Genomic DNA, 17,560 nt, shown 5'->3' with positions numbered 1-17,560 from the left:
GAAATCTGCATATCGGTTGTTGATTCAACAAAGCCATCAGGCGCCGATAGGCGCCATGCGCAGCGGAATCGTCACCGGCCCATCATTGACCAGGTGCACCTGCATCTCGGTGGCAAAGCGCCCGGTTTGCACCTCGGGGTGGGCAGCACGGGCTTGGGCGACGAAGTAGTCAAACAGCCTGCGCCCTTCGTCGGGTGCGGCAGCCTGCGAAAAACCCGGGCGGTTGCCGCCCGTGGTGTCTGCGGCCAGAGTGAACTGGCTCACCAGCAGCAAACCGCCGGATGTGTCCTGGACGCTGCGATTCATCTTGCCGGCGGCATCGCTGAAGATGCGCAGCTTGAGCAGTTTGGCCAGCAGCCGATCGGCCTCGGCTTCGGTGTCGCCGCGCTCGGCACAGACCAGCACCAGCAGGCCTGGCCCGATCTGGCCGACGACTTCGTCCGCCACTTCGACGCGCGCCTCGCGCACGCGCTGCAGCAGGCTGATCATCCGCCCTCCGCCACCAGCCGCGCCTTCACGCTCTTGCCTTTGACGCGCCCGGCGTTCAAGCGCGAGACCACCTGCTCGGCGATGCCACGCTCGACGGCCACGTAGGTCGAAAATTCGTTCACGTTGATCTTGCCGACCTGCTCGCGCACATAGCCCATGTCGCCGGTCAGCGCACCCAGCACGTCGCCGGCGCGGATCTTTTCCTTGCGCCCGCCAATGATCTGGATGGTGGCCATGGCCGGCACCAGCGGGCCGCTGCCGCTGGGGGTGAGTTCAGCCACTGGCTGCCACTGCGACGCCCTGCCCTGCAGCACTTCAATCTTGCCGACACTGCCCATCTCGTCCATGCTGACCAGGTTGAGCGCCAGGCCCTCGGCGTCGCCCCGGCCGGTGCGGCCGATGCGGTGGATGTGCACCTCGGCGTCGGGTGTCACGTCCACATTGATGACGGCGGCCAGGTCGGCAATGTCCAGGCCACGCGCCGCCACGTCGGTGGCTACCAGCACCGAGCAACTGCGGTTGGCAAACTGCACCAACACCTGATCGCGCTCGCGCTGCTCCAGTTCGCCGTAGAGCGCCAGCGCGCTGAAGCCCTGCGCCTGCAGTACCGCCACCAGGTCTCGGCACTGCTGCTTGGTGTTGCAGAAGGCAATCGACGACTCGGGACGAAAGTGCGCGAGCAGCAGAGACACCGCGTGCAGGCGCTCGGAATTTTTCACCTCGTACCAGCGTTGCTCGATCTTGCCGGCGCTGTGCTGCGCCTGCACGGTGATGCGCTGCGGCTCTTTCATGAACTGCCGGCTGAGCTTGGCGATGCCTTCCGGGTAGGTGGCCGAGAACAACAAGGTCTGGCGGTTTTTCGGGCACTGGCGCGCCACGGTGGCGATATCGTCGAAAAAGCCCATGTCGAGCATGCGATCGGCCTCATCGAGCACCAGGGTATTGAGCTGGTCCAGCGCCAGGTGCTGGCGCTCCAGGTGGTCCATGACGCGGCCGGGCGTACCGACGACGATATGCGCGCCATGCGACAGGCTCTGTGCCTGGCCGCGCAGCGGCACGCCGCCGCACAGCGTCACGACCTTGATGTTCTCTTCGGCGCGCGCCAGGCGCCGGATCTCGGCGCTGACCTGGTCGGCCAGTTCGCGCGTGGGGCACAGCACCAGCGCCTGCACGCCAAAACAGCGCGGGTTCAGGCGCGCGAGCAGGGCCAGGCCGAAGGCGGCCGTCTTGCCGCTGCCGGTGCTGGCCTGGGCAATGAGGTCCTGACCCAGCAGCGCGGGCGGAAGGCTGGCGGCCTGGATAGGGGTCATCTGCAGGTAGCCGAGCTGCTGCAAATTGGCGAGAGTAGCGGGATTGAGCGCAAGCGTGTCGAAGCCGGGCGCATGTTGCGCGGATGGAGAGGTCATGCGCGGATTATCCGGCGCGCCCAAAAAGTGCCAAAAACCTCGCAAGTTGTCTTAGCGCCTGTTCAAAGAACGTTCGCCACTTGTCTTGGCACAAACCCGTAGGCAGCCCAGACGCAAGCCATGTAAGCTATTGTTGCGATCCCGGACCTGCTGCATGCAGGCCCAACACCTGCCCACCGGATTCGATGACCGAAACCACGCAAGCTGACGCACCCCAGGATGCCACAGGCTCCAGCGCTACTGTGCTGCTGCACGCGCTTGCAGAATCGCTGGGCGGGCAGGTGGCGTATTACGCGCTGCCCAGCAGGCAGTGCCAGTTTGTCAATGCTGCGTACGCAAATGCCACCGGTTTCTCCATTGCGTCGATTATCGGGAAGACACCTGAGGAAGTCTTCGGTGCCGATCAATGGGCCAAGGTTGCCGTGCATGCCGAACGCTGCGTCAGCGGCGAGCGCGTCAAATACCTGCACGAACGGCGCGCTACCGATGGCAGCGTGCGCATGTTCAGCGTCACCCTCACCCCGCACTTCGGCGCAGACGGCGTGCCAAACGGAGTGCTCTCGGTCACCAATGAGTGCACCGACACCTGGGCGGCGGAGCGTGCAGTGCGCGAGAGCGAAGAACGCATGCGCAAGTTTGCCGAGGCCACGGAAGAAGCCATCATGTTCCACAGCGACGGCGTGGTGCTCGATTGCAATGAGGCGATGACGCGGCTCACCGGACTGTCCCGAGACGAGGTGGTGGGGCGCACCATGTTCGACTTTATCGCCCCCGCCTGGCGCCCCATTGCACAGGACTACACCAGCCACGGCAGCGAATTCCTCTACGAGGTGCACATCGTCCACCGCGATGGGCACGAAATCCCGGTAGAAGTCATCGGCAAGACCATGCCACAAACGGGCGCCGACTACCGCGTGGTGGTGGTGCGCGACATCAGCGCACGCAAGAAGATGCGGGAGCGCGAAGCCTTTCTTGCGCGGCATGACGCGCTGACCGAGCTGCCCAACCGCCGTGCGCTGCTCGACCAGCTCACACTCGCCCTGGCCCAGGCGCGCGCTGCGCAGACGTCTCGCCAACGCCAGGTCGCGCTGCTGTACCTCAACCTCGACCATTTCAAAACCATCAACGACTCGCTGGGCCATGGGGCGGGCGACCAGATTCTCTGCGCGGTGGCCCAGCGCCTGCGCCATTGCGTGGCCGATCGGGGCTTTATTGCTCGCCCGGGCGCCGACGAGTTCGCCGTGGTGCTGCCAAGCGCCGACCGCACCGCCGCCGCCGCTTTGGCTGACGCACTCTTTCGCTGCCTGGCCGAGCCGATCGACGTGACCGGCACCAGCGTGTGCCAGTCCGTCTCGATTGGCATCAGCCTGTTCCCGGACGATGATCAAACCGCACCTGGCCTGCTGCGCCAGGCCGAGACGGCACTGCGCGAGGCCAAAGACAGCGGCCGCGGCCACCACCAGTTCAGCACCCCAGGCATGGCGGACCATGCGATGGCCTCGTTGCAATTGCAGCGGGAACTGCACACAGCCATTGCAGAGAACCAGTTCGTGCTGCATTACCAGCCCGTCGTGCAGATGGCCGATGGCACGCTCGCCGGGTTCGAGGCGCTGGTGCGCTGGCAGCATCCCCGCCGAGGCCTGCTGGCGCCGGACGAGTTCATCGCTTTTGCCGAGACGCATGGTTTCATCTCACCCATTGGTCGCTGGGTGATGCGCGAAGCCTGCCGTCAGCTGAAGGCTTGGCACGATACGGGCCTGCCACAAGTGCCGGTTGCCGTGAACCTCTCGGCATTCGAATTCCGCCAGCGCGACGTGGCCGGGGAGATTGCCGCGGTGCTCGCCGAAACGGGCCTGCAGCCGCAGTTTCTCGAAGTGGAGCTGACCGAAACCGTGTTGATGCAGCAAAGCGAGCAGGTGCTGCAAACGCTGCAGGCGATCAAGGCGCTTGGCGTTGGCATCGCGATCGACGACTTCGGCACCGGCTATTCGTCGCTCTCCTACCTCAAGCGCTACCCGCTGGACAAGCTCAAGATCGACCGCTCCTTCGTCCTGGATACGCCCGATTCAAGCGACGATGTCGCCATCGTCACCGCCATCATCGAACTGGGCCGCAGCCTCAAGCTGCGTACCGTGGCCGAGGGCGTAGAGCTACCGGCGCAACAAGCGCTTCTCACGCAATTGCGCTGTGACCTGGCCCAGGGCTACGGCATTGCACGCCCTATGGACGCACTGCAGGCGCGCGCCTGGCTGGCACAGCGCCAGCAAAGTTGACACCGAACTGTTTTGCAGCGCGTACACAATAGCGCGCATGCCGCTCACCACTGCCCCCGTTCCCGCCGCCCACTTCTCTGACCCGGACGCGGCCGTCGCCCAGATCCAACTGCTCTACCAGCAACAAATTGAGCACCTGCGCGGCGCCATGCAGCGCTTCGTGGCCGGCGACGACGTGCCCGAGCGCGTGCGCGCCTTCTACCCCTACGTGCGCTTGCACACCACCACGGTGGCGCGCGCCGATACGCGGCTGGCCTATGGCTTTGTCGAGGGGCCTGGCACCTTCGAAACCACACTCACCCGGCCCGACCTGTTCGGCGGTTACTACACCGAGCAATTGCGCCTGCTGCGCAAGAGCCACGGCGTGGAGCTGGAAGTGGGATTGAGCGAGCACCCGATTCCCATTCACTTCTCGTTTGCCGAGCACGACCACGTCGAAGGCTCGCTCAGCGCCGAGCGGCGCATGCTGATGCGCGACCGCTTTGACCTGCCCGACCTGGCCGCCATGGACGACGGCATCGCCAACGGCACCTGGCGGCCGCGTGCGGGCGAGGCGCAGCCGCTCTCCTTGTTCACCGCGCCGCGCGTGGATTACTCGCTGCACCGCCTGCGCCACTACACCGGCACCCTGCCCGAGTGGTTCCAGAATTTCGTGCTGTTCACCAACTACCAGTTCTACATCGACGAGTTCGTGCGTCTGGGCCACGCCGAAATGGCCAACCCCGAGAGCGAGTACATCGCCTTTGTGGAGCCCGGCAACGTGGTCACGCGCCGCACGGGCCTGCCGGCGCAGGACATGGACGAACTCGGCGCGCCGCCGCCCCGCCTGCCGCAAATGCCCGGCTACCACCTGGTGCGCGCCGACCGCAGCGGCATCACCATGGTCAACATCGGCGTCGGCCCGGCCAACGCCAAGACGATTACCGACCACATCGCCGTGCTGCGCCCCCACGCCTGGATGATGCTGGGCCACTGCGCCGGCCTGCGCAACACCCAGCAGCTCGGCGACTACGTGCTGGCGCACGCCTACGTGCGCGAAGACCATGTGCTGGACGAAGAACTGCCGCTGTGGGTGCCCATTCCCGCGCTGGCCGAGATTCAGGTGGCGCTGGAGCAGGCAGTCGCCGACGTGACGCAGATGGAGCGCGGCGCGCTCAAGCGCATCATGCGCACCGGCACCGTGGCCAGCACCGACAACCGCAACTGGGAGCTGCTGCCCGACAACACGCCGCAGCGGCGCTTCAGCCAGAGCCGCGCGGTAGCGCTGGACATGGAAAGCGCCACCATCGCGGCCAACGGCTTTCGCTTTCGCGTGCCCTACGGCACGCTGCTGTGCGTGAGCGACAAGCCGCTGCACGGCGAGATCAAGCTGCCGGGCATGGCCAACCACTTCTACCGCGAGCGCGTGGACCAGCATTTGCGCATCGGCATGCGCGCCGTGGACATCCTGCGCGGTGGAGGCGTCCACCGCCTGCACAGCCGCAAGCTGCGCAGCTTTGCCGAAGTGGCGTTTCAGTAAGCGCCGGCCAGCAGCACAATCGCTTTTGTTTTGATAGCTTATAGCGCTTATCCAGTAAGCGCGAGAGGCATTTTTTACCTAAAATTCGGCGGCTTGCACCCGCTGGCGCCGCCGTGCGGGAGAATGCACGCACATGGTCCCTCCCGACGCTGCAGCGCCTTCCACCCCACCGCTCGCGGTGCCGCTGGCCCCGCCGCCCTTGCTCGACGTCTCCGGGCTCTGCAAATCCTACGGCAGCGCGGTGGTGGTGGACGGCGTCTCCTTTGCCATCGCCCCCGGCGAATGCCTGGGCGTGATCGGCCCCAACGGCGCGGGCAAGACCACCACCATCCGCATGTGCCTGGGGCTCACAGCGCCAGACGCCGGCAGCATCCACTACCACCCGCCGGCGGGTGGCGCGCCGCTCACCATGCCGCGCGACGTGCTGGCCATCAAGCAGCAGTTGGGGGTGGTGACGCAGTTCGACACGCTGGACCCCGACTTCAACTGCTCTGAAAACCTGCGCGTCTATGGCCGCTATTTCGGATTGAAACGCGCGGTGTTGGATGAGCGCATTCCCCAACTCCTGGAGTTTGCCGCACTGAGTCACAAGGCTGCTGCCCGCCCCGGCGAGCTCTCGGGCGGCATGAAGCGGCGCCTCTCGCTGGCGCGAGCGCTGGTCAACGCCCCGCGCCTGCTGCTGCTCGACGAGCCCACCACAGGCCTGGACCCGCAGGCGCGCCATTTGATGTGGGAGCGGCTGCAGCGCCTGGTCCAAGGTGGCACTTCGATTCTGCTGACCACGCACTTCATGGACGAGGCCGAGCGCCTGTGCTCCCGCCTCATCGTGCTCGACCACGGCAAGAAGATTGCCGAAGGCGCGCCCCGCGCCCTGATTGCCGAGCACCTGGAGCGCGAGGTGGTGGAAGTTTATGGCGCCGGAGCACTGGCCTTGCAGCACGACGCCCGGCTCGCGCCGCTGGCCGAGCGCATCGAGGTGAGCGGGGAGACGGTGTTTTTCTATACCCAGAATGCGCACCCGCTGCTTGATGTACTGCTGGAGCACCCGCAGCTGCGCACCCTGCACCGGCCGGCGAATCTGGAGGATTTGTTCTTGAAACTCACCGGCCGCCAAATAAGGGAGGACGCATGACGCCAAGTGAAGTGGCCCGCCCGCCCAGCCTCTGGCGCGCGCCCGACCTCTCGCGCAACTGGTGTCCGGTGTTTCTGCGCAACCTGCTGGTCTGGCGCAAGCTCGCCATTCCCAGCCTGGTGGGCAACATCGCCGAGCCGCTGATGTGGCTGGTGGCCTTCGGCTACGGCATGGGGGCGCTGGTGGGCAAGCTCACGGTGCATGGCGAGCCGGTGCCCTACATCCTGTTTTTGGCCAGTGGCTCGATCTGCATGAGCGCCATGAACGCGGCGAGCTTCGAGGCGCTGTATTCGGCCTTCTCGCGCATGCACGTGCAAAAGACCTGGGAAGGCATCATGAACACACCGGTCAGCCTCGACAGCGTGCTGCTGGCCGAGCTGCTGTGGGCGGCGTTCAAGGCGCTGTTCACGGTGACGGCGATTTTGCTGGTGATGCTGGCGCTCGGCATCAGCCACAGCCCCAAACTGCTGGTGGCCTGGCCGGTGCTGCTGTGCGTGGGCATCATGTTCTCGGCGATTGCGCTCATCTTCAATGCGCTGGCCAAGGGCTACGACTTCTTCACCTACTACTTCACCCTGGTGCTGACGCCGCAGATGTTCCTCTCGGGGGTGTTCTTCCCGCGCGAGCAACTGCCGCCGCTGGTGCACACGATTTCGGACTGGCTGCCGCTGACCAACGCAGTGGAACTGGTGCGGCCGCTGTTCATGGACGAGTGGCCCCAGCACGTGCTGCAGAGCGGGGGGACGCTGATTGCCACCACCGTGCTGGCGTTCTGGGTAGCACTGGCGTTGACGCGCAAGCGTTTTCGCGCATGATGCAGTCGCCATGACGAACCGCGCCGCGCCCCTGTTGCTGCCCGAGCACGTCGCCTGGATCAACGCTGGCGTCTCGGGCATCGTCGCCTCGCGCTCGGCCACCAGCCAACCCAGCATCGCACGCGCCCTGGCGCTTTCCATGCGCCCGGATGGGCGCAAGCTCACCGCCCTTCTGCGCCCTGACCAGAGCCGCGAGCTACTGAGCGATCTGCAAGCCGGCCGGCCGATGGCGATCGTCCTCAGCCAGCCGAGCACCAACCGCACGCTGCAGCTCAAGGCGTCCCGCGCGCGGGTGCGCTCTGCGACGGCTTACGAGCAAGCTGCTCAGTCCGCGTACGTTGCCGCCATGCAGCGAGAGATTGGCTCGCTCGGCTACCCGCCCGAGTTCGTCGCCGCCCTGCTTCACGTTGCGCAGCCGCAGGAACTGGTGGCGGTCGAGATAGCGCCCGAGCAGGCGTTCGACCAAACGCCGGGGCCGCGCGCCGGGTCGCCGCTGCGCGCCCTGGAAGGCTCGACATGAAGGCACGCGCCGAACCCGACCTTCGGCCGCTGCGAGCCTGCCTGGAAGGCGCGGTTCCCGGAATGGTCGCGACCTGCGATGCCGAAGGCATGCCCAACGTGGCCTACCTCTCGCAGGTGGTGTACGTGGACGAGATGCATGTCGCGCTGTCGTTCCAGTTCTTCAACAAAACGCGGCGCAACATCTTGGTCAACCCCTGCGCCACGGTGCTGCTGACCGACCCGGGCACAGGGCTGCTGCACCGGTTGCATCTGCGCTATCTGCGCACGGAGGACTGCGGCCCCTTGTTTGAAGGCATGCGGGCGCAACTTGCGGGCATTGCCTCGCATGAAGGCATGGCCGACGTGTTTGTGCTGCGGGGGGCCGACATCTACCGCGTCGAAGACATTGAATCGCTGCCGGGTGAAGGCCTGAGCCCTGCGCCCGCCCGCTGCGACCTGCTGCACGCGCTGCGCCGCTGCTGCCAGGACCTGGCGCAGTGCACCGCGCTGGAGGACCTGGTGCAGGCCTTGTTTGCCGGCATGCGCGCCTACATGGGCGTGGAGCACGCCATGGTGCTGCTGCCCGACAGCGCGACCGGCCGGCTCTACACCGTGGCGAGCATGGGCTATGCGCAGTCCGGCGTGGGGTCCGAAGTGGGGCTTGGCCAGGGCGTTATCGGTGTGGCAGCGCAGCAGCGCACTGCGGTGCGCATCAGCCATGTGACGCACGCCAGCCTGTACACGCATTCCATCCGCCGCAGCATGGCGGCCGACGCCACTCCCGCCGGGCAGGATATCCCCTACCCCGGCCTCGATGCACCAGGCAGCCAGCTGGCCATTCCCCTGCTGGCCGCCGGCCGCATGCTCGGCGTGGTGTTCGTGGAAAGCGCCGACGAAATGCGCTTTGGCTACCAGGAAGAAGACGCGCTGGTGGCACTGGCCGGCCAACTGGCGGTGGCGCTGGACCCGCTGCGCGCGTTCGCAGAGCACGCCGAACCGGCCGAACCTGCGCTGGCAAGCGCCCGGCCGCTCACCGGAACGCCCGTGCGCGTGCGCCATTTCAGCGCCAACGACAGCGTATTCCTCAACGACGACTATCTGATCAAGGGCGTTGCCGGCGCCATCTTCTGCAAGCTGCTGCGCGAAACGCTTGCGACGGGCCGGGTGGATTTCTCCAACCGCGAACTGCGGCTGGACGCAAGCCTCAAGCTGCCCGACGTGGCCGACAACCTGGAGGCGCGGTTGCTCTTGCTGCAGCGGCGGCTGCAGGAAAACAGCCCGCACATCCGGCTGGAAAAGACCGGCAGAGGGCGGCTGCGGCTGGTGCTCAAGCGCCCGGTGGAACTGGATACGGTTTCCCGCTGAGCGCCCTGCGCTCTCAAGGCAAGTCCTCCCTCGGGTCGGCTGCGCCGGCCTTGACGCCTGCAGCATCGAGCTGCGCGTACGCTGCAAGACACGCTGCCTTGAGCGCCAAGTACCGCTTTGTTATCGCACCGGCGAACAACGCAACGCGGGAACCCGGCGCACCCGGCATCCGAAGCTCCAGGCAAACGCGGCACACCCCTTGCGGCTCTGGATGCAGCGTGTGCCTGGCCCGTACTCGCAGGCCGGAGTGGGTACTCCACCAGGCAAAGTCGGTGCCTGCGCGCCACTCCGTGACCGGCGACGCCGCAAGCTCCGACAACAGCGCCCACACCAGCGCTTGTGGCGCGCGGATCGAATCGTCTGGGTGGTGTGGAAGCTTGGCATGTAGCGAGCGGCCTAGGACGCCTGCGCCAGCGCACCTTCGAGCTTGCTCCATTGCGTGGCGTTCAGGTGCTGGCGTGCCAGCGCGAGCGCCGCGGAAAAGGCCGGCAGTGGCGCCTCCTCGCGCATGCCGCGCATCAGGCCGGCGCGCTCGGCAGGGCTGAGGGCCGGCAGCATCCAGCGCAGGTCTTCCATCATTTCCTGCGGGGGAATGGCGGCACGCAGCGCATCCTCGATGCCCTGCAACTGCGCGTCGCTGAACCCAGCCCACAGCACTGCGTTGTGCTGGTGTTCCTCCATGAGCATGTGCTCGAAATTGTGGGCGACGAAGCGCGAGAGCTGGTGGTAGAGGCGGTGCGCTTCGCCCCGACGCAGCGCGGCAGGCAGACCCATGAGCCGCGTCGCAGCAGCGGCGATTCGCGCGATATCGGCTTCGTGCTCCACATGCTCGGCTGCGGCGCGTGCGCTCTCTCCGGGTGCGTGCTGCTCGATGGCGGGATGCACGAAAGCGTTCTCATGCTGCACGTGGCTGTGGCAGAAGTCCATGAGGCCCAGCACGCTTTGGCAGGTCTGGGCGCACTCCAGGTCGTCGTCAGTGTCCATGCGGCCCACCGCCACGAGCGCGTCGCACATGCAGGCGCGCAAGGCCTTGTGAATGGTGGCGTACATGTCCCACCGAACGGTGCCCTCCGGTTGGGCAATGGCGGTCAATTCCTCGCTGTCGAACTTCATGGCAAGTGCTTCCTTCGCGTCTGGCGCGTTGCGTTTCATGGCTCGTCCCTCCGGGCACGGTGCCCGGAGAGCCATGAAAGGAAGTCTAGAAATTCCGCTTGAAAATCGCCGTTAAAAATTTCTTATCCGCCCCTTGAGAAATCCTTATTTCGCCAGGCATCGGCGGCAAGCGTGCGGTTTTTCACGCCGCAGCGCGCAGCAAATCCACCGCCTTCTCGGCAATCATGATGGTCGGCGCATTGGTATTGCCGCTGACCACGCGCGGCATGATGGACGCGTCCACCACCCGCAGGCCCTGCATGCCGTGCACGCGCAGCTCGGCGTCCACCACGTCGAGCGGCCCCGGCCCCATGCGGCAGCTCCCCACCGGGTGGTAGATGGTGTCGGCGTGGTTGCGGATGAACCGCTCGATCTGCGCGTCGCTCGTGGCGCCGGCAGAGGCCTTGGACTCGCGCGCGCCAAACTTTGCCAGCGCGCTCTGGCCCAGGATTTCACGCATGCGGCGCACGCCGCGCACCAGGCGGTCCATATCGTCCTGCTCGCCGAGAAAGTTCGGGTCCACCAGCGGCAAGGCATTGGGGTCGCTGCTGGCGAGCTGCACGCTGCCCCGGCTCTTGGGCTGCAGCAGGCAGACGTGGCACGAGTAGCCGTGGCCCAGCACCGTCTTGCGGCCATGGTCCACCAGCTTGCCGATGACGAAGTGCAGTTGCAAATCCGGCGCGGCTTCCTCGGGGCGGCTCTTGATGAAACCGCCGGATTCGGCGAAGTTGGTGGTCAGCATGCCGCTGCGCGCGCGGCGCCACTCGCCGATGCCGCGCAGGATGCGCAGGGCGCCAGGGAGCGAAATACCGAACAGGTCGTAGAGGCCCGGCGCGTCCATGACCTGCACGACATCCACGTGGTCGTGCAAATGCAGGCCGACGCCGGGCAGATCGTGCGCCACGGCAATTGCGTGCTGCTGCAGCTGCGTGCCCGGCCCGATGCCCGAGAGCATCAGCAACTGCGGCGAGAGCAGCGCGCCGGCCGACAGCAGCACTTCGCGCGAACAGCGCAGCGTCTGGCGCACACCGCCCTGCTCGTACTCGACACCCACCGCGCGCTTGCCGTCGAGCACGATACGCGTGGCGCGCGCGCCGGTAATCACCCGCAGGTTCGGCCTGGAGAGGTGCGGCGTGAGATACCCCTTGGCGGCGCTGAAGCGCTCGCCGTTCTTGTGCGTGACCTGGTACAGGCCCACGCCTTCCTGCGAAGGGCCGTTGAAGTCGCCGTTGCGGACTTCGCCAGCCTGCACGCCGGCGTCAACAAAATACTGCGCAAAGGGGTTGGGCGAGCGCAGGTCCATGACGTTGAGCGGCCCGCCGCTGCCGTGCAATGCGTCGGCGCCGCGCTCGTTGTGTTCGGAGCGCTTGAAGTAAGGCAACACGTCGTCCCACGCCCAGCCGGGGTTGCCCTGCGCCGCCCAGTGGTCGTAGTCCGCGTGCTGGCCGCGCGCGTAGATCATGGCGTTGATCGAGCTGGACCCCCCCAGCACCTTGCCGCGCGGCTGGTAGCCCCGGCGGCCGTTCAGACCGGGCTGGGGCGTGGTGTTCTGGCCCCAGCCGTTGAGTTCGTACTTGGCCATCACAGCCAGGCCAGCCGGGCAGTGAATCAGCACACTGCTGTCGGGTTTGCCGGCCTCCAGCAGGCACACGCGCACCGCCGGGTCTTCGCTGAGGCGCCCCGCCAGCACGCAGCCGGCCGAGCCGCCGCCAATCACGATGTAGTCGAACATGGGTCTCCTTGGTTGTGGGGCCACCGTCTTCGAGCGGCGGCTCTGGCGCACCTTAACCGCAAGCGCAGGCGATTCTCGCTACCATCGTTCAGGTCTGTTTCACTTTGAAGAGAGCTCTCTATATGGAAATCACAAAGGTTGGCATCATCGGCGCGGGCACCATGGGCAACGGCATCGCGCAGGCCTGCGCAGTGGCGGGCGTGGACGTGGTGATGGTGGATATCTCGGACGCGGCCGTCCTCAAGGGCGTCGCAACAGTCGCCAACAGCCTGGACCGCCTGATCAAGAAGGAAAAGATCAGCGGCGCCGACAAGGATGCCGCATTGGCGCACATCCACACTTCGACGAATTACGCCGACCTCAAGGGCGCACAGCTCATCATCGAGGCGGCGACGGAGAACTACGAGCTCAAGCTCAAGATCTTGAAGCAGGTCGACGCCATGGCGGGGCCCGAGGTGCTGATCGCATCGAACACCTCGTCGATCTCGATCACCAAACTGGCGGCCGCCACTTCGCGCCCTGGCCATTTCATCGGTATGCATTTCTTCAACCCGGTGCCGATGATGGCGCTGGTGGAGCTGATTCGCGGTGTGCAAACGAGCGATGCCACGCACGACGCTGTCAAGGCACTGGCGCTGCGGCTGGGCAAGTCGCCCATCACGGTGAAGAACGCGCCGGGCTTTGTCGTCAACCGCATCCTGGTGCCCATGATCAACGAAGCTTTCTTCGTACTGGCCGAAGGCCTGGCCACACCCGAAGACATCGACGCCGGCATGAAGCTTGGCTGCAACCAGCCCATCGGCCCGCTGGCTCTGGCCGACATGATTGGCCTGGACGTGTGCCTGGCGGTGATGGAGGTCTACCTGCAGGAGTTCGGCGACAGCAAATACCGCGCCTGCCCACTGCTCAAAGAGCTGGTGGCCGCAGGGCACCTTGGGCGCAAGACAGGGCGCGGCGTGTACGGGTACTGACGGTTCATGGGGGTTTATCGGGGGTTCATTGGGTCTGGCCCCGATGAACCCCCGCGCAGCCAACGCACTGCACCGCCATGCATATCGGACAATTACATTGCGCACAATTTAATTGTCCGCTACAATTTGGCCATGCTATCGCGACTCCCGCCCTCCAGCCCACCCGAACTGCTGCTCGACCACCAGCTCTGTTTCGCGCTGTATTCGGCGTCGCTTGCCATGACCAAGGTGTACAAGCCGCTGCTGGATGCCCTAGGCCTCACCTACCCCCAATACCTGGTGCTCCTGGTGCTGTGGGAGCAGGACGATCTGCCTGTCTCCAGCATCGGCGAGCGCCTGTTTCTCGATTCCGGCACGCTCACTCCGCTGCTCAAGCGCCTGGAGGCTGCGGGTTGGCTGCAGCGCACCCGCGACAGCGCGGACGAGCGGCGCGTGCGCATCGCCCTCACCCCGGCGGGTCGCGCGCTGCAGCAGCAGGCGCGCAGCGTACCGGCCTGTGTGCGCGCCTACAGCCAGCTCGAATTGCCGCAAATCCACGCGCTGAAGTGCCAACTGCAGGCGTTGCGCGGCACCCTCGCCGCTGTCGGCATGGCCACAGATTCCGTTTGTCCCCCGCCTGCACCGCAGGCACAACCTTGAAGGAACCCACCATGACCACGCTCGAAAAAGTTCTGTACACCGCCAAAGCCCACACCATCGGCGGCCGCGAAGGGTCGTCCCGCAGCGACGACGGCCGCCTGGACGTAAAGCTCTCTTCGCCCGGCACGCCTGGCACCGGCACCAACCCCGAGCAGATGTTTGCCGCCGGCTACTCGGCCTGCTTCATCGGCGCCATGAAGGCCGTGGCCGGCAAGACGCAGCTCACGCTGCCGCAAGACCTGGCCGTGGACGCCGAAGTGGACCTGGGCCCCATCCCCAACGCCTACGGCATTGCCGTGCGCATGAAGGTATCACTGCCTGGCATGGACCGTGATGCTGCGCAAAAGCTGATCGACGCCGCCCACCAGGTGTGCCCGTACTCCAACGCAACGCGCGGCAACATCGACGTGAACATCACCCTGGCATAAGCACACAGGCGGGATTCAAGCGGGCGGCTGCTGGCGCAGCGCCCGCACTTCCTCGCGCAAGACGCGGATGTCGTCGCGCAGCAGGCTGATCTCGCCGGCAAGGTCTTCTTCGAACACCACCTCGTCGGCCTGCGCGTCCTTTTCCACAAAGATGGCCGCCAGCGAGGCCGTCGCCAGCGACAGCACCGCCAGACCCAGCAGCACCACCAGCACCGCAAAGCCGCGCGAGGCGTGGGTGCTGGGCACGATATCGCCATAGCCCACCGTGGCCGCCGTGGTGAAGGCCAGCCACAGGCCGTCGGCCAAGGTCTTCACACCCGGGTCCAAGGCCCAGAAGCCCACGCCGCCGATCAGCAGAATCAGCGTGCACAGCACCAGCGAATACAACACGCCGCGGCGTGCGATGTGCAGTCGTTTGTTCAAAGCGGGCACGGGGGCACCTTGTCTGTCCGGCCGAAGCCGGGCGTTTCGCGCAAAGGCCCATTGTCGCCGTGGCCGGCCTTGTGCCCGCTGTCTCACAAGGCTCTCCCAGGCATTGAGACGCCCACCGCTTTGGGCTACTGTCGCGAAATGACCACCACCCTCCTCGTTCGCCAGAACCAACTGGCCACCACCCGCCTTGTTTCGGCACCCGACACGCCCCTTGTCGATGGCCAGGTGCGCGTGCGCGTCGATGCGTTCGCGCTCACCGCCAACAACGTCACCTACGCGGCCCTGGGCGACCTGCTGAACTACTGGGGCTTCTTTCCCAGCGGTGAAGAGGGCTGGGGCATCGTGCCGGTCTGGGGCTTTGGCACGGTGGTGGAATCTGCGCACCCCGACATCGCCGTCGGCGAGCGCCTGTACGGCTACTGGCCCATGGCGAGCAGCGCGGTGCTCTCGCCCGAGCGCGCCAACGCCGCCGGGTTCAGCGATGGCGCAGCGCACCGCGCGGGATTGCACGCGGTCTACAACCACTACCTGCGCAGCAGCGCCGACCCGTTCTACCGGAACGACAACGAAGACCTGCAGGCGCTCTTGCGCCCGCTGTTCGTCACGTCCTGGCTGATCGACGACTTTCTGGCCGACCAGCAGTTCTTCGGCGCGCGCCGCCTGCTGCTCTCCAGCGCCTCCAGCAAGACCGCCTGGGGCACGGCGTTTCAACTGGCGCAGCGCGGCGGCCTGGAGGTGGTGGGCCTCACCTCACCCGACAACGTGGCGTTCTGCGAGAGCCTGGGCTGCTACGACCGCGTGCTGGCCTACGATGCCCTGGAGCAACTCGGCGGTGCCCAGGCCAGTGTCTACATCGATTTCGCCGGCAGCGTGGCCTTGCGAAAGCGCATCCACGCGCACTTTACGGGGCTGGCCTACAGCTGCTCCGTCGGCGCCAGCCACGTGCAGGACCTGGGCGGCGCCGGGCAGTTGCCAGGGCCGCGCCCGGTGATGTTCTTCGCCCCCGCACAGGTCAAGAAACGCCACGGCGAGTGGGGCGCGCAAGGGCTGAACGATCGCCTGGTGGGCGCCTGGAACCAATTGCGCACCGCAGTGCAATCGCCGCCCGCGCCCTGGCTGGTGGTGCAGCGGCACCTCGGCCCCGAGGCCACGCAGGCCTTGTTCCAGGATGTGCTCGCCGGCCACGGCGATCCGCGCACCGGCCACATCGCCAGTCTGCAGGCAGAGCGCGGCGAGGGCGACAATGGGGCATGAGCCCACCCGACGCCACTGAACAGCCTCCCTTCGAAAACCACGCAACCGGCACCGACCCGCACCCCTACGCGCGCCTGAGCCCCGACCAGGTGCTCGACGCCCTGGCCAGCGTCGGCCTGTATGGCGATGGGCGCCTGATGGCGCTGTCGTCGTACGAGAACCGGGTCTACCAGGCCACGCTGGAAGACGGCGAGCGCGTCGTCGCCAAGTTCTACCGGCCGCAGCGCTGGAGCCGGGCGCAAATCCTCGAAGAACACGCCTTTGCCGCCGAGCTGGTGGAGGCCGAGGTGCCGGCCGTGGCGCCGCTGGTGCTGGGTGGCCAGACGGTGCACCAGCATGGCGATTTCCTCTTCTCGGTGAGCCCCTGGCGCGGCGGCCGCACGCCCGAGCTGGACGATTGGGAGGTGCTGGAATGGATAGGCCGCTTCCTCGCGCGCCTGCACACCGTGGGCGCGGCCAGGCCGTTTGCCGAGCGCCCGGCGCTGGACGTGCAGAGCTTTGGCGAAGAACCACGCGACTGGCTGGTGGCGCATGCCGCCGTGCCGCTGGACATGCAATCGCGCTGGCTGGACGTGTGCCAGCGCGCTCTTGAAACCATAGCTGCCAGCGCTGTTCCATCAAGCGCCGGAGGCCAATTTAGCCTTAAAACCTCCACCCAGATCCGCCTGCATGGCGACTGCCACCCCGGCAACATTCTCTGGACCCCGCTGGATGAGTGGGGCCGCGGCGGCCCGCACTTTGTCGACCTGGACGACGCGCGCAGTGGGCCAGCGGTGCAGGACTTGTGGATGCTGCTCTCGGGCGACCGGCGCCAGCGCACCGGACAATTGAGTGCGCTGCTGGAGGGCTACGAGCAGTTCCGCAGCTTCGACCGGCGCGAACTGGCCCTGATCGAGCCGCTGCGCACGCTGCGCCTCATCCACTACAGCGCCTGGCTGGCACGGCGCTGGCACGACCCGATCTTTCCGATCAACTTCCCCTGGTTTGGCTCAAGCGACTACTGGAGCGGGCAGATCGCCTTGCTGGAAGACCAGATCGAGGCCATGCACGAAGAACCACTGGCAGCCTGACCCGCCAAGGGTGGTTCTTGTATGCTGCAAGGTCTTGCCACTACCCCACACAACAGCACCCATGAAAGACAAGCTGCGCACCTTGTTTTCCATCCGCACCAAGCGCGCGGCGCCGCCCGTCGGTCCCTTGCCTCCGGTTGGAGCGTCCATCATGTGCGGCAGTCTGAAGATGCAGGTCACCCACCCCATGCCGCGCGAGCTGTGGGACTGGATGGTGCTCTCGGGCTGGCGCAACGTCCCGGTCGCCAAAGACCGGCGCCAGAGCGTGGTACTGCCCGAGCGGACCCTCAAAGATCTGATGGATGCCGCCCCCACCGAGCGCGATGCGCTGCACGCCCGGATACTGCGCTCGGCAAAACGGCCCGTCTGACACGCCGCTGCA

17 protein-coding genes are annotated in these 17,560 nt (G+C 66.3%); 12 read left to right on the top strand and 5 right to left on the bottom strand.

The window, feature by feature from the left end; all coding sequences use genetic code 11:
* Positions 1-36: 36 nt before the first annotated feature.
* Together dtd and dbpA are read right to left on the bottom strand one after the other, a co-directional pair.
* Positions 37-489, bottom strand: a complete 453-nt coding sequence (dtd, locus tag D3F03_RS14465) for a D-aminoacyl-tRNA deacylase (RefSeq protein ID WP_119110125.1) — start codon at positions 487-489, stop codon at positions 37-39.
* On the bottom strand, positions 486-1,895 hold the full coding sequence (dbpA, locus tag D3F03_RS14460; RefSeq protein ID WP_119110124.1) for an ATP-dependent RNA helicase DbpA: 1,410 nt from the start codon (positions 1,893-1,895) through the stop codon (positions 486-488). Before dbpA ends, dtd begins: the two co-directional genes overlap by 4 nt.
* A gap of 185 nt (positions 1,896-2,080) precedes the next feature.
* On the opposite strand from dbpA, the gene D3F03_RS14455 reads away from it, so the two are divergent.
* The 6 genes from D3F03_RS14455 to D3F03_RS14430 all read left to right on the top strand — a co-directional run bounded on the left by D3F03_RS14455 (position 2,081) and on the right by D3F03_RS14430 (position 9,500).
* On the top strand, positions 2,081-4,168 hold the full coding sequence (locus tag D3F03_RS14455) for an EAL domain-containing protein (RefSeq protein WP_119110123.1): 2,088 nt from the start codon (positions 2,081-2,083) through the stop codon (positions 4,166-4,168).
* 37 nt (positions 4,169-4,205) lie between these two features.
* Positions 4,206-5,687 (top strand): AMP nucleosidase, encoded by a 1,482-nt coding sequence (locus tag D3F03_RS14450; protein ID WP_119110122.1) that lies wholly within the window; start codon positions 4,206-4,208, stop codon positions 5,685-5,687.
* 133 nt (positions 5,688-5,820) lie between these two features.
* A complete protein-coding gene (locus D3F03_RS14445) occupies positions 5,821-6,819 on the top strand; it encodes an ATP-binding cassette domain-containing protein (RefSeq protein WP_119110121.1) in 999 nt (332 codons plus the stop codon).
* Complete coding sequence (locus D3F03_RS14440; RefSeq protein ID WP_119110120.1) at positions 6,816-7,634, top strand: ABC transporter permease; 819 nt, start codon at positions 6,816-6,818, stop codon at positions 7,632-7,634. Before D3F03_RS14445 ends, D3F03_RS14440 begins: the two co-directional genes overlap by 4 nt.
* Positions 7,635-7,644: 10 nt before the next feature.
* Positions 7,645-8,154 (top strand): hypothetical protein, encoded by a 510-nt coding sequence (locus tag D3F03_RS14435; protein ID WP_119110119.1) that lies wholly within the window; start codon positions 7,645-7,647, stop codon positions 8,152-8,154.
* Complete coding sequence (locus D3F03_RS14430) at positions 8,151-9,500, top strand: GAF domain-containing protein (protein WP_119110118.1); 1,350 nt, start codon at positions 8,151-8,153, stop codon at positions 9,498-9,500. Before D3F03_RS14435 ends, D3F03_RS14430 begins: the two co-directional genes overlap by 4 nt.
* A 396-nt stretch (positions 9,501-9,896) precedes the next feature.
* Here the strand turns inward: D3F03_RS14430 and D3F03_RS14425 are convergent, their stop codons facing one another.
* Both D3F03_RS14425 and D3F03_RS14420 read right to left on the bottom strand, forming a co-directional pair.
* On the bottom strand, positions 9,897-10,652 hold the full coding sequence (locus D3F03_RS14425) for a hemerythrin domain-containing protein (protein ID WP_245960635.1): 756 nt from the start codon (positions 10,650-10,652) through the stop codon (positions 9,897-9,899).
* Positions 10,653-10,794: 142 nt separating this feature from the next.
* Positions 10,795-12,384, bottom strand: coding sequence for a GMC family oxidoreductase (locus tag D3F03_RS14420; RefSeq protein WP_119110117.1), 1,590 nt, complete (start codon positions 12,382-12,384; stop codon positions 10,795-10,797).
* Between the two features lie 122 nt (positions 12,385-12,506).
* Here D3F03_RS14420 and D3F03_RS14415 point away from each other — a divergent pair, with 122 nt between their 5' ends.
* From D3F03_RS14415 to D3F03_RS14405, 3 genes are all read left to right on the top strand, one after another.
* Positions 12,507-13,355 (top strand): 3-hydroxybutyryl-CoA dehydrogenase, encoded by an 849-nt coding sequence (locus D3F03_RS14415; RefSeq protein ID WP_119110116.1) that lies wholly within the window; start codon positions 12,507-12,509, stop codon positions 13,353-13,355.
* 132 nt (positions 13,356-13,487) lie between these two features.
* Positions 13,488-13,994, top strand: coding sequence for a MarR family winged helix-turn-helix transcriptional regulator (locus tag D3F03_RS14410; RefSeq protein WP_119110115.1), 507 nt, complete (start codon positions 13,488-13,490; stop codon positions 13,992-13,994).
* 11 nt (positions 13,995-14,005) lie between these two features.
* Positions 14,006-14,422: an organic hydroperoxide resistance protein gene (locus tag D3F03_RS14405; RefSeq protein ID WP_119110168.1), complete on the top strand. Its 417-nt coding sequence runs from the start codon at positions 14,006-14,008 to the stop codon at positions 14,420-14,422.
* 15 nt (positions 14,423-14,437) lie between these two features.
* Here D3F03_RS14405 and D3F03_RS14400 read toward each other — a convergent pair whose 3' ends face one another.
* Positions 14,438-14,854, bottom strand: a complete 417-nt coding sequence (locus tag D3F03_RS14400; protein ID WP_119110114.1) for a potassium channel family protein — start codon at positions 14,852-14,854, stop codon at positions 14,438-14,440.
* Between the two features lie 138 nt (positions 14,855-14,992).
* Here D3F03_RS14400 and D3F03_RS14395 point away from each other — a divergent pair, with 138 nt between their 5' ends.
* The 3 genes from D3F03_RS14395 (at position 14,993) to D3F03_RS14385 (ending at position 17,548) form a co-directional block, all read left to right on the top strand.
* Positions 14,993-16,108 carry a DUF2855 family protein gene (locus D3F03_RS14395; protein ID WP_119110113.1) on the top strand — a complete coding sequence of 372 codons (1,116 nt, stop codon included), beginning with the start codon at positions 14,993-14,995 and terminating at the stop codon, positions 16,106-16,108.
* Complete coding sequence (locus D3F03_RS14390) at positions 16,105-17,178, top strand: serine/threonine protein kinase (RefSeq protein ID WP_119110112.1); 1,074 nt, start codon at positions 16,105-16,107, stop codon at positions 17,176-17,178. The genes D3F03_RS14395 and D3F03_RS14390 overlap by 4 nt, the downstream gene beginning before the upstream one ends.
* A 61-nt stretch (positions 17,179-17,239) precedes the next feature.
* Positions 17,240-17,548 carry a hypothetical protein gene (locus tag D3F03_RS14385; RefSeq protein WP_119110111.1) on the top strand — a complete coding sequence of 103 codons (309 nt, stop codon included), beginning with the start codon at positions 17,240-17,242 and terminating at the stop codon, positions 17,546-17,548.
* Positions 17,549-17,560: the final 12 nt, after the last annotated feature.

The sequence above is a fragment of the Simplicispira hankyongi genome, assembly GCF_003570885.1.
Taxonomy (GTDB): Bacteria; Pseudomonadota; Gammaproteobacteria; order Burkholderiales; family Burkholderiaceae_C; genus Simplicispira; species Simplicispira hankyongi.
The sequence above is the reverse complement of the archived record's forward strand: the minus strand, read 5'-3'. Positions and strand labels throughout refer to the sequence as shown.